Source organism: Williamsia limnetica, from assembly GCF_003217475.1.
Classification (GTDB): Bacteria; Actinomycetota; Actinomycetes; order Mycobacteriales; family Mycobacteriaceae; genus Williamsia; species Williamsia limnetica.
Map to the genome: position 1 here is coordinate 165,336 of NZ_QJSP01000007.1, position 12,263 is coordinate 177,598.

Annotated in this window: 10 protein-coding genes and 1 tRNA gene; 6 read left to right on the forward strand and 5 right to left on the reverse strand. The window is 64.1% G+C overall.

Annotated features, from left to right (window positions below; translation table 11 throughout):
- Positions 1–36: 36 nt before the first annotated feature.
- A complete protein-coding gene (locus DFR67_RS13285; RefSeq protein WP_110470009.1) occupies positions 37–507 on the reverse strand; it encodes a GatB/YqeY domain-containing protein in 471 nt (156 codons plus the stop codon).
- A 70-nt stretch (positions 508–577) separates the two neighbouring features.
- Between DFR67_RS13285 and DFR67_RS13290 the strand changes: the two genes are divergently transcribed.
- Complete coding sequence (locus DFR67_RS13290) at positions 578–1,573, forward strand: metallophosphoesterase (protein WP_110470010.1); 996 nt, start codon at positions 578–580, stop codon at positions 1,571–1,573.
- A gap of 66 nt (positions 1,574–1,639) precedes the next feature.
- Positions 1,640–1,713, forward strand: a tRNA-Pro gene (locus DFR67_RS13295).
- Between the two features lie 127 nt (positions 1,714–1,840).
- Here the strand turns inward: DFR67_RS13295 and DFR67_RS13300 are convergent.
- Together DFR67_RS13300 and DFR67_RS13305 are read right to left on the reverse strand one after the other, a co-directional pair.
- Complete coding sequence (locus DFR67_RS13300; protein ID WP_110470124.1) at positions 1,841–4,345, reverse strand: ABC transporter permease; 2,505 nt, start codon at positions 4,343–4,345, stop codon at positions 1,841–1,843.
- A gap of 5 nt (positions 4,346–4,350) precedes the next feature.
- A complete protein-coding gene (locus DFR67_RS13305; RefSeq protein WP_110470011.1) occupies positions 4,351–5,121 on the reverse strand; it encodes an ABC transporter ATP-binding protein in 771 nt (256 codons plus the stop codon).
- A gap of 109 nt (positions 5,122–5,230) precedes the next feature.
- Between DFR67_RS13305 and DFR67_RS13310 the strand changes: the two genes are divergently transcribed.
- The 4 genes from DFR67_RS13310 to DFR67_RS13325 all read left to right on the forward strand — a co-directional run bounded on the left by DFR67_RS13310 (position 5,231) and on the right by DFR67_RS13325 (position 10,116).
- Positions 5,231–6,481: a sensor histidine kinase gene (locus DFR67_RS13310; RefSeq protein ID WP_110470012.1), complete on the forward strand. Its 1,251-nt coding sequence runs from the start codon at positions 5,231–5,233 to the stop codon at positions 6,479–6,481.
- The gene (locus tag DFR67_RS13315; RefSeq protein ID WP_110470013.1) at positions 6,469–7,113 is read left to right on the forward strand and encodes a response regulator transcription factor; all 645 of its coding nucleotides are present in this window, start codon (positions 6,469–6,471) and stop codon (positions 7,111–7,113) included. The genes DFR67_RS13310 and DFR67_RS13315 overlap by 13 nt, the downstream gene beginning before the upstream one ends.
- A 978-nt stretch (positions 7,114–8,091) precedes the next feature.
- Positions 8,092–9,567, forward strand: a complete 1,476-nt coding sequence (locus DFR67_RS13320) for an MFS transporter (RefSeq protein ID WP_110470014.1) — start codon at positions 8,092–8,094, stop codon at positions 9,565–9,567.
- A 72-nt stretch (positions 9,568–9,639) separates the two neighbouring features.
- On the forward strand, positions 9,640–10,116 hold the full coding sequence (locus DFR67_RS13325) for a TetR/AcrR family transcriptional regulator (RefSeq protein ID WP_245937924.1): 477 nt from the start codon (positions 9,640–9,642) through the stop codon (positions 10,114–10,116).
- Between the two features lie 896 nt (positions 10,117–11,012).
- Here the strand turns inward: DFR67_RS13325 and DFR67_RS13335 are convergent.
- Together DFR67_RS13335 and DFR67_RS13340 are read right to left on the reverse strand one after the other, a co-directional pair.
- Positions 11,013–11,411, reverse strand: coding sequence for a TIGR03618 family F420-dependent PPOX class oxidoreductase (locus DFR67_RS13335; protein WP_110470016.1), 399 nt, complete (start codon positions 11,409–11,411; stop codon positions 11,013–11,015).
- 71 nt (positions 11,412–11,482) lie between these two features.
- Positions 11,483–12,142 carry a TetR/AcrR family transcriptional regulator gene (locus tag DFR67_RS13340; RefSeq protein WP_110470017.1) on the reverse strand — a complete coding sequence of 220 codons (660 nt, stop codon included), beginning with the start codon at positions 12,140–12,142 and terminating at the stop codon, positions 11,483–11,485.
- Positions 12,143–12,263: the final 121 nt, after the last annotated feature.

The window sequence follows — 12,263 nt, forward strand, 5'->3', positions numbered from 1 at the left end:
CCCAGGTGGGGCTCGCCACAACCCACCACTACCGGGCTACGCCTGGAGCTTGGCCCGTACGGCTGACGACAGGCGCTTACCGTCCGCGCGGCCGGCAGCCAACGCGGTGGCCTGATTCATGATCTGGCCCATCTGCTTCATGGTCGGCGCCTCACCGGTGTGTTCCTCGACCGCCTTGTAGGCCTTGTCGACGAGTGCGGTGAGTTCGTCGTCGCTGAGCTGGCTGGGCAGGTAACGCGCGATGATCTCTGCTTCGGATCGTTCCTTGACCGCCAGTTCCTCACGGTCGTTCTCGGCGAAGACAGTAGCCGCCTCCGCACGTTTCTTGGTCTCGCGGGCAAGGACTTTCATCACGTCGTCGTCGGTGAGCTCACGGGCCTCCTTGCCGGAGACCTCCTCGGCCTGAATCGCGGCCAAGATCATCCGCAGGGTCCCGGTGACGGCGGTGTCCCGGGCTTTCATGGACGTCGTCAGATCGGCGCGGATCTGCTCCTTGATTGTTGACATGCAGACAAAGTTACGCCCGTCCCCGGCATACTCCGCACCCGTTTATTTGCCGCGAGCGTATTCTGTTGCAATGGCTCAGGCACGGAAAACCGCTTCTCGGCGCACCCATCAGATCGCGGCGCCGACCCCGTCGCAGGCGATCGCCGGTGTCGTAGCGGCCGGTGTGGCCGGCATCGCGTACGCGACCCTGGTGGAGCGCAACGCCTTTGCACTGCGACATCAGACGCTGTCGATCCTCGAACCCGGCGCCACCCCGCTGCGCGTCCTGCACATCAGCGACCTGCACATGATGCCGGGGCAGAGACTCAAGCAGGCCTGGGTGCAGGAACTCGAGGGACTGCAACCGGATCTGGTCATCAACACCGGGGACAACCTGGCCCACCCGCAGGCCGTGCCGTCGGTGATCCAGGCGTTGGGCGGGCTGCTGTCGGTGCCGGGGCTGTTCGTGTTCGGGTCCAACGACTACTTCGGCCCGAAGCCGAAGAACCCGATGAAGTACTTCAAGAAGGACCACAAGCGCACCCACGGCGAGCCCCTGCCCTGGCAGGATCTGCGCGCGGCATTCACCGAACGCGGCTGGCTCGACGCCACGCATTCGGTGCGTGAGCTCGAGGTCGCAGGGGTCCGGGTGGCCGCTGCAGGCGTCGACGATCCGCACATCGGCCGCGACCGCTACGAGACCATCGAGGGACGACCCAATCCCCTCGCCCACCTGCGCCTCGGCCTGACCCACTCCCCCGAGCCGCGCGTGCTCGACAAGTTCGCCGACGACGGCTACGACCTCGTCATGGCCGGCCACACCCATGGTGGGCAGCTCTGTCTGCCGTTCTTCGGGGCGCTGGTGACCAACTGCCAACTCGACCGATCGCGGGTCAAGGGTCCGTCGGCATGGGGTGCGTCGATGAAGCTGCACGTGAGCGCCGGATTGGGCACCTCGCCGTACGCTCCAGCCCGGTTCTGCTGCCGGCCCGAGGCGACGCTGCTGACGCTGACTCCGGTGTCGAACGGCGACGCCGACTACGACCACGAGGACTCGTTGCCGCCGGTCAATGCGGAGGCCAATTGAGCCGCCTGACCAGGCGATTTAATACCTTTCGCGGACTGCGGTAAGCTTCTGCAGGCTGATAGATCACGGGGTGTGGCGCAGCTTGGTAGCGTGCTTCGTTCGGGACGAAGAGGTCGTGGGTTCGAATCCCGCCACCCCGACAACGGTGAAGGGCAATAGCCCGGGTCCGACAAAGATGTGTTGGTTGAGACACAAGCAGTGAGACCCCGATCCGGGTTACCGGATCGGGGTCTCCTCGTCTGTGCCTCGCGGGCGCTGACTCGTTGGTCAGGCACCGATGCCGAGGGCATCGCGATCGCGGTGGGCCACCCGTCGCGCCGTGCCGGTGATCGCGACGAACCCCAGCAGCGTGGCGGCGCCGACGAGCACGGCGTACGTCCAGACAGAGACGGTCGGGAAGGGTGCACCCGACACGGCGATCGCGATTCCGGCCAAGGGCGGATAGGCGACCAGGGTGCCGATCGTCGCAGCCACGGCCACCGCCGCCAACGACTCTCTGCGCATCATCGCGCGCACCTGTCGGGTACTCGCTCCGACCAGCTGCAACAACGCGAACTCGCGACGACGGTCGGTGGTCATCAACACCATGGTGTTGACCACCGCGATACCGAGGAACCCGAGCAACACCGCCAGCACGACGAGGGTGACCGAATCCTGCTTTCGCTGCTCCTGATCGACGGCAGCGGCAAACTCGTTGCTGCTCAGGGCTGTTACGCCACCTGACGCTTCGATGGCGCGCCGGGCGTCGTCCATGCGTCCCGGCGCCGCCGACACCAGTACGTGGTCTACGAGTCCGGCGGTGGTGTGTTCGCGTACCTGGGTGCCGGGCAGCGTGATGTCCCCGAATCCGAATCCGCGGTTGTAGGTGGCGATCACGGTGGCCGACACCACCGCACCGTCGCCCAGTCGCACAGTGATGGTGTCGCCCAGGCCGGCGCTCATCGCTGCTGCGGCGTCGCGGCTCAGCGCCACCGACCCGGCGGCGAGCTCACCCAGATCGCCTTCGCGCACATCGAGGTCCAGGGTGGAAGCCGCAGTCTCGGGCTCGATGCCCTGTACCGAGTAGACCTCGGTGACGGGAGCGTCGGCCATGTCCCGGGTGAACAAGGCCTGGCTGCGGGTGATCGGGTTGGCTGCGCTCACCGAATCCATCGAGGCGATGGTGGCGGCCAGTTGCGGGTCGACACCGGCAGGTCCGGTCACCACGAGATCAGCCAGAGTTCCCCGCTCCGTTTGATCTTCGGCCGCAGCGAGCAGGGTGCTCTGGCTGAACAACTGCACCGATCCGAAGGCGATCGCCAACGCCAACGGCATGATCGCCGATGCCAGGCGGCGCCTGTGGGCGCTGAGGTTGGCTGCCGCGAGCACCGCACTCGCGGAACCACTGCGGGTCATCCGCCCGGAGAACGCGCGCATCGCACCGGACACCAGGACGGGCCCGAGAAGCGCTGCCGCGACGATCAACAGGATGGCCGAACTGCCTGCCCCTGCGATGGCGGCCGGTCCGGGGACGAAAGCCGGCAGCAGGGAGGCGATCAACCCGCCGATCCCGGTGAGCACGCCCACCACGATGCGTGTCCGGCCGAGTGCCGCCGCCTCGACTGCGGCTTCACGCAACGCGTCGACCGGATCGAGCCGCGCTGGTCGGCGGGCGGAGATGGCAGCGGCCATCCTGGCCGTCACGACTGCCGCGATGACAGCGACGAGGGCGGGAACAGGCCCCATTGCGAGAGAGAAGTCCGGGGGTAATATCCCGGCTTCGGCGAATTGGTGGCGCAGGACGGACGCCAGCGCATAGCCCGGCGCGACCCCGAGCAGCGCGGCCATCCCCGAGACCACCCACACTTCGGCGCCGATCAGCCGGTGCACCTGCCTCGGTGTCGCGCCCATGGATCGCAGGAGCGCAAAATCTCGGCGTCGCTGCTGGATGGACGACGACAGCGTGCTCGACACCACGAACACAGCGATCATCAGGGCGACGCCTGCGACCGCGGCAGACAGCGCAGCCAGTTCGCCGCGTGCGGCCCCGATGTCCACGTACTCGGCGTCGGCGCGGGCGGCGCCCGTGTAGGTGTCGACGTCGAGGTCGCGCAACTGAGTCCCGACCTGCGAGGCCAGCGCTGCAGGGTCCACGCCCTCGCGGGCGATGAGTCCGATGGCTGCCACGGTGCCCGAATGCGGCCAGAGTTCTTGCGCGCGTCCATCGGTCATGAAGATGGTGGTCGGACGCCCGATGGGCTCTGCCGACGAGGTGGAGGCCAGACCGACCACGGTGTACGAGCTCCCCCCGCCTCCGTGCCGAAGTGTCACCTGCTCACCGAGCATCCTAGGGTCGGTCGTCACCACCTCATCTGCCCTTGTGGGCGCGTTGCCCCCGACGATGCGGTAGGGCGCAAGTGCGGCAGACGACCAGCCGTGAGCATCGAACACGCGTCCGCTGTCGTCGCTGAGCAGGACGTTGATGTCGCCGACGGCCGACTCCACATCCGGGAGTGCAGCCAACTCGCCGACCGCGGACGCGGGCAGACGCACTCGTTCGCCGTACGGCTGATCCAGATCTTCGGGTACTGCGAGCGACTGCGGCCCACCGACCACGACATCGGCGCCGGCGAGGCGATGGGGTGTGGCACCGCCGCGGATGCCCGATTCGAAGAGCACTCCCAGCGCGCAGACAAGCAGAGCGGCCGAGAACACGGTGATGAACACTGCTGTGAAGCCGTTGCGATGGCTGCGGAGGTTTGCGACAGCGATGCCGCTCATTGCAGATCTCATGGCGCTCACCACTGCCCGAGGTCGGTCAGCGACTTCTCGATGGCCCCGGCGGTGGGTGCGTCCAGATGACCGGCAAAACGTCCGCTTGCGAGGAACAAGACGCGGTCGGCCCGGGCGGCAGCGATCGGATCGTGCGTCACCATCACGACGGTTTGCCCGAGCTCCCTCGAGGCGTCGCGCAGGAGAAGGAGGATCTGCTGGCCGGTCCGGCTGTCGAGCGCACCGGTTGGCTCATCGGCGAAGATGACACCGGGGCGGGTGACGAGTGCCCGAGCGATGGCGACGCGTTGTTGCTGTCCGCCAGAGAGTTCCGCGGGTCGGCGCCGGTTCATGCGCGAGAGGCCCACCGACTCGAGGATCTGCTCGACGTGACCGCGATCGGCTGTGCGCCCGGCCAGCAGCAGGGGCAACGTCACGTTCTGCTCGACCGTCAGTGACGACATCAGGTTGTAGGCCTGGAAGACAAACCCCACGTGGTCGCGCCGAAACATCGTCCGCGCCTTCGGCTTGAGTGCGCTGACCTGCGTGTCGCCCATCCACACCGAACCGCTCGTGGGCTGGTCGAGCCCGGCAGCACAGTGCAGGAAGGTGCTCTTTCCCGAGCCGGAGGGACCCATGATCGCGGTGAATCCCTGCGCGGGAAGGGCGAGACTGACGGCGTCGAGCGCGGTGACCCGGGCACTCCCCGACCCATAGGACTTCGTGACGTTGTCGAGACGGAGCGCCGGTTGCGACACCGGGACTTGTTGAGGATGCACTGGAGCGAAAGAAGTCATGACAGCAACGCTATGAACTGCCGGCCGTGCGGACCATCCCGCTGACCACCGGACCAAAGGTGTAGCCAGCTATACCGTCAAAGCGGCAACGTTGCGGCATCCTGGTGTGATGAAACGCAGCGCGCGGGTCGCGACATGGTGGCGGGCTTGCCGTTTCTTGATGGTCGAAGGTGCAGCCGCCTTCGTGTCGTTGGCTTTCGTCTTCGCCGGGCTGATCATTGCTGCGCTGCTCATCCTGGTCGTCGGGTGGTTGCTGGTCCCGCCCTATGTGCGCATGCTGCGGTTCTGGGCCGGCGAGGCACGCCGACGCACCGGGACCTATACGGGTGCGGTGATCGCTGACCGCTATCCGCCGATGGCCGACCAGCCAGGATTCGCCGACGTGCGAACGTTACTGGCGTCTCGGTCTGTCCGCCGCGACTTCGGCTGGGTGGCCATTCACGGATTCGCGGCCCTCGTTGCGGGGTTCGTGGCAGTCGTCCTTCCGCTCGCCGCAGTCAATTCGTTGCTGATCCCGGCATATTGGTGGGCCATGCCGGAGGACGAGCCGGTCGGCAACATCTACCTCGTCACGTCGTGGCCGCTGGCCGCGACGATGCCGCTGATCGCTGCGGCGTACGCAGGCATCGCGTGGTGGTTGATCCCCGCGATGGCCCGCGCCATCGCCGCCCTGGCGACTTCGCTGTTGGCTCCGACACGTGAAACGGAGTTGTCGCAGCGGGTTTCGGCGCTGACCGCGAGCCGGGCCGCCGCGCTCGATGCCCACTCGGCGGAGTTGCGGCGAATCGAGCGCGATCTGCATGACGGTGCCCAGAACCGATTGGTGGCCGTGGTGATGATGTTGGGATTGGCCGAGAGATCACTGCGCGTGGATCCGGATCAGGCACTGCCCCAGCTTCTTCGGGCCCAGGATGCCGCATCCGATGCCTTGTCGGAGCTGCGCACCCTGGTGCACGACATCTATCCGCCGATCCTCGATGAACTCGGTCTCGAAGGCGCGGTCGCCGCCCTGGCCGGACGCTCCTCCGTGACCTGCATCCTCGACGTGCGCAACCTGCATCGTGCGCCCGCCGCAGTCGAGGCCGCCGCGTATTTCGTGGTGGCCGAGGCCTTGACAAATGTGGTCAAACACAGTGGTGCAGACACCGTGCACCTGACGATCAGCACGCGCAGCGGGCAAGCGGGAAGCACCATGATCATCGAAGTCGTCGACGATGGCCGCGGAGGAGCCGACGAGTCGGCGGGCAGCGGCCTGAGGGGTATCCGCCGGCGGGTGGCAGCATTCGAGGGAACGATGACCCTGGACAGCCCGCGTGGCGGGCCGACGACACTCGAAGTGGAGTTACCATGCGGATTCTGATCGCCGAGGACGACGCCCTGCTGCGTGAGGGTCTGGCGCTGTTGCTTCGCAGTGTCGGCATCGAGGTGACGGGCGCGGTCGCCGATGCCGAGCAGTTCCTGGCGTCATTCGATGCCGACCCGCCCGACGGTGCGGTACTCGACGTGCGCATGCCGCCGACGTTCACCAACGAAGGACTCAAGGCGGCGATCGAGGCTCGCAGGCGCATCCCGAACTTCCCGGTTCTGGTGCTGTCGGCCTATGTAGAGGACCGATATGCCGGAGAACTCCTGGCAGGCAGTGCGGCCGGTGTCGGGTACCTACTGAAAGAGAGGGTGGGCAAGGTCGAAGAGTTCGTCGATGCACTCGAAAGAGTGGTGGCCGGCGGTACCGTGATGGATCCGGAAGTGGTGTCGCAGTTGATGAGTCGACGCCGCGCCGACGATCCCATCCGATCGTTGACCCCTCGCGAATCGGAAGTGCTACGGCTGATGGCCGAAGGACTCGGCAACACCGATATCGCTCGCAAACTGGTGGTCAGCGACACAGCCGTGAGCAAGCACATCGGCAACATCTTTGCCAAACTCGGACTGGCCACATCAGACACCGGTCATCGGCGAGTCCTTGCGGTCCTCGCCCATCTCCGGTCGTGAGCGACGTCTGCATGGTGGCTGAGAATTGAAACGACCCAAGCGCGATGCCGCGGGCGGCTTGGTTATCAATGACGCACTCAATAGTTGAAAGAGGTTGTTTCATCAGCACTTTGGGGTAGACCACGCACCGCTCATACGTTGAAGCGACATAATTACCGATTATCGGCGTCGACCCCCTTTCGGATTCGCAGGCTTCCGCGAGAATTGCCGTTACCGTCAGTCTTCCCGAGTGCCATCAGGCAAGTAACCCAAGTCCGTTCCAAATCCGTTCTTCACTCAATCAAAGACACCGCTATTGTGTCCGAGATTCCTGCGAGCAACGGAATCTGTGTGCCTAATCGCGCCCAAATCGCGGCAGGCTATGAGCTACAGTGGCTACTCACGGTGGTTTCGACCTCGCCGAGTCCGCGACGCCGCCGGGGCGTAGTTCTCGAGGCCTATCTATCTATCACCCGAACCTCCGTGACTACTGCGTCCGCCAAATGGTCAGTTTTGAAGACATATCCGGATCTGTTGCGCGACTGTATTGCCGCAGTTTGCCGATGCTGGACGACTTCCACGGCCGCCCCGGGCGGAGGGTCGCCATCGGCGGCGATGCCTAGTGAACCGCCACGATCATGGGGATGTCCGAGGCTACGCCATCCGCTGTGTCGAGCCATCAGCTTTCACCGGCACTACACGCGATCGCAGACCGACTTGGCAGCCAGACGGGTTGTTGGTCGACGACCTGCGCTCCTCACTGCACACCTATGTTCAAATACGTCCCGGCACCCATCCCGCACATAACGCATCGAATCGTTCCGTTACATCGGCAATCTCGACAAAACGGACAATGAGCGCAAACACAAACAGTCTTCCTGATTTACACTTCTGACGCGTCGTGTGATTACCGTCGCTATCCGGAGCGAGTGCTCCGCTTATCCTGTAGCTTCTTGCTATCCGGAGCTCTTACTCCACTTATCGCTTCAGGAGCAATACATGGAAACCACGTCCCGCAGGTCGCACTACCGTGTGACCTTTGCCGTCCTCACGGTCGGTGTCGGTGCCTACGCACTACTACAATCGCTTGTTACGCCGGTACTTCCGACCATTGAGCAAGCGTTGGGCACCAACCAGACCAATGTCACCTGGGTGCTCACCGCCTACCTGCTGTCAGCCTCCATCTTCACGCCGATCATGGGTCGCCTCGGCGACATGCACGGAAAGAAGCTCTTCTTCGTGATCGCTATGGCCGCGCTGGCCATCGGTTCACTCCTCGCCGCACTGGCCACGTCTCTGACAGTGATGGTCATTGCGCGCGTAATCCAGGGCATCGGCGGCGGCGTCCTGCCGCTGGCGTTCGGCATCATCCGTGACGAGTTCCCGGCAGCCCGTGTTGCGGGCGCCGTCGGCATGATCGCTGCGCTCATCTCGGTCGGAGCCGGCCTCGGGATCGTGCTGGCCGGCCCGATTGTCAACGCACTCAGCTACCACTGGCTGTTTTGGATACCGCTGATCATGATCACCTTGGCCGGCGTCGCCGCCCAGTTCCTGGTTCCCGAGTCAAAGGTTCGATCGGCCGGAAAGATCAACTGGCTTACCGCGTTCTTGCTCTCGGGTTGGCTGGTGGCACTATTGCTCGCTGTCAGCCAGGCTCCCACGTGGGGCTGGGGTTCGTTCAAGGTCATCGGCCTCCTGATTGCGGCTCTAGTCATCGCGATCACCTGGGTCGTTGCCGAATCCCGTTCCGCCAACCCGCTCATCGACATGAAGATGATGCGCATCCGCACCGTCTGGGCAGCCAACCTTGCCGCACTGCTCATGGGCATCGGCATGTACGCGGCGTTCGGCTTCTTGCCGCAATTCCTCCAGACACCCGAGTCAGCGGGATACGGCTTCGGCGCCTCGGTTACCCAATCAGGATTGATGCTGTTACCCAACACGATCGGCATGTTCCTGCTCGGACTTGCCGCCGGGCGTCTGTCAGCACGCTTCGGGTCCAAGAACCTGCTGGTTGTCGGTTCAGTGATCAGTGCCGTCGGCTACTTCATGATTGCCTTCCTGCACTCGGCGGAAGTCGACATCTACCTCGCCATGTCGGTGGTGGGGATCGGCTTCGGACTGGCCTTTTCTGCGATGTCGAATGTGGTGGTCGCCGCGGTCCCGGCGGAACAGACCGGTGTCGCAAGCGGCATGAACGCCAACATCCGGACCATCGGCGGTTCTCTGGGTGCGGCATTCATGGCCAGCGTCGTCACAGCCGGCGCCTCGCCCTCCGGGCTCCCAAGGGAATCGGGGTACACCAACGGATTCATCATGCTCGGTGTCGCGGTGGGACTCAGTGCCGCTGCAGCTCTCTTCATCCCCGCATTGAAGCGGGACAGGAAGACACACCTGGAACCGTCCGCGGACCTTGCTCACGCCGAGTTGGCAATGGTCGCCGGTGGCACGCTGTCTGGGGACAAGCCCGAATGAATCCATCGCGGAATCCTCGGCCGAGGACGTCGAAAGGGGCTGCGCCGAGACGCGGCCGAGAATCGTCAACGGTTGATCGACGCCGCCGAGCAGGTCTTCAGCGAACACGGGCTCGATGCGGCGGTCGACGAAATGGCCCGCGTAGCGGGCGTCGTCACCCGCAAGCTCTACCGCCGGTTCCCCACCGAAGATGCCCTCATCAGTGAACTCGTCCCCCATATCCTGAGCGAGCTATTTGGAACAGGCCACTTCGGGCTCTCGGCTCCCGGTGGCGACGGACTCGCCGAGGTCCTGTTCGCGACGGGTGCCAGGCAGGCCTCGCACCGCGGATGTATCTCGCGCCTGTGGAACGACGACAAGACGAGGCTCCCGAAGGACGAATATCGCCGAATGGTTCACCGGTTGCTGGCGGACGCAAGTGCGCACCGACGAATCCGCGAAGACGTCACCCTCACTGACATCGACTCTCAGTGGGCCAAGCGAGCGAACGGTGGAAACAACTCCCGGCATCACCGACAACAGTTGGCCGCCGGATCCTGGCCACCATGATCGCGGGGCTCAGAACCAGCACCGAAGAACTTGGCCAGCAACCGATCGACGAGAGAATAGAAATCTTGAGTCCGCTGAGCATACTCATGGATTTCAAGCAGGTACGAAACGCATGACGACCGTTCGTTCGGTAGTGCAACCCCTCTGGCTCAGCAGGGTCGAGCGGGTTGACGCCGAACGCTTCGACGGATGGTTATCGACAAAGATCATGTGCACCATCGATTCCGCCAGACCTTCACTCGCCGCAACCAGACTGCCATCGAGGAAATTGGCTCCGGGCTGTTGACTTGGCCGCAAGAGCGATCACACGTGACCGGTCCGAGCCAGCGAGATGTTCGTCGAGCTCTCGACTTCTGTCCATGAACCGGCGCGCACCGATGGCGACCGTCGGCCAGATGCCAGCACCCCGCGACCGCGTGCACGAGGTCAACCTCGAGTCTCGTCGAATATCACGAGTCCACCGCTGCTGACTGTCGATGCCAGTGATCTTCAGATCCCGTTCCGACCATTGCTGCGGCGGCGACCGGGTCTCGGTGCTGATCGTGTGCCCCGACTTGCCATCTCGCTTATGCCACACAGGCTATCGCCTGATAAAACTTCTCAATCAAGCGCATTCGCGGACGCGCCTCGGGTTGTTCCATGTCGATTGGCGGCGAAGTCTCGCCATCAGCGAAGCAAAGTTGCCGTTCATAGAACGATTCGAGTGTTACACCGCTGCTGATCTGGGCCGCCACCGTCGAGCCCGCCGAGGTGCCTATGATCATGTCGGGTTGACGAGAGATTGCCAGAAGGATTCGGATGGTTCCCGGATACCTATCCAGAACTCCGAGTTCTCAAGCGATTCCGGCCACCCATCCGCCGGCAAAGACAAATCCTTGCTCGACCATAGTGCCCTCCTACTGCACGCGGACCCGCGTGGGGCTGAAGGTGACGACAACTCGATCTTCGGCGGCCTGATCGGCCATCGACTCCAACGTCTGTCCATACGTTCCGATGATCCTCGCCATGAACGTCCGATTCGCGTCGTCGTCTTCGACCTCGACGTTCGCACGCACTTCCAAAGTGTGAAACGGGTTGTCGGAAGCGATCGCGAAAATCGTGGCCTGCGGCCGCGCAACCAGATTCGAATATTTCTTGCGATTCTTCGCCAAGGACGTTCGCAGCACGCCGTCGCCGTCCAGCAAGACCCACACGGCGGTGGTCTGGATGGATCCGTCGTCGTTGATCGTACTCAGTGCGACGGTCGTCGAGGTGACGAGATCGCGGTGGCTATCGGGGATCGTCAGTGTTGACATGGGCTCTCCTTGAGTGGCGAAGCGGACGATTACCTGGTGCTGCGTAGGTTCTTTCGTTTGGGTTCGCGGTCTCAACCGGGCTCAGGGTCACCGCCGCGACGCATCGCGGCTTCCATCTCTCGCGTCGACGGTGCCGGAGCCAGTTCGCCCACGCTGCCGCTTTCGGCCGCGGTGAGAAAATAGCTGACCAATCGACGCGAGGCGACCGCCGCGGCATCACCGCTGCCTGCCACCACCCCTGCGTTCGCCATCAGCAACACAACGAGATCCTGAGAGCGGAACTCCGGCCGCAGACGTCCCGCCTTTTTTGCCTTCGAGATGAGCTTCTCGAAGCCGCGGTAGGCCACGGCGCGCTTGTCTTCGAAGAGAACTTCGTCGGGGAACGTCATTGTCAGGACATTTGCGAATCCGCGATCCCCGTGCTGCATGACGCAGACCCGTTCGATGTAGTCGCAGAAGCCGCGCCAGGGATCAGACTCTGCCAGAGCCACATCCACCGCGTCCAGGTAGGTGGTCATCTTGTCGTCGAAGGCGTCCACCACCAAGGACTCCCGGGTCGGGAACCGTCGATAGAGCGTCGCCATGCCGACTCCAGCCTGCCGCGCGACCTCCGCCATCGACACGTCCAGTCCGCGCTCGGCGAACACCTGTCTGGCCGTGCACACCAGTGCGGCCCGGTTCCGCTCGGCGTCAACGCGCAGCACCGGCCGAACGCGTGGCTTCGTGGTCATCAGAACAACCTACCACCGAAGTGGAAAACACTCTCCACTTGAACGGCCGTGAGGTACGTTCACACGTGGAACCATCAGCCGGTGGACGATTCGAGTCGACCGGAGTGCGGAGGAAACGGTC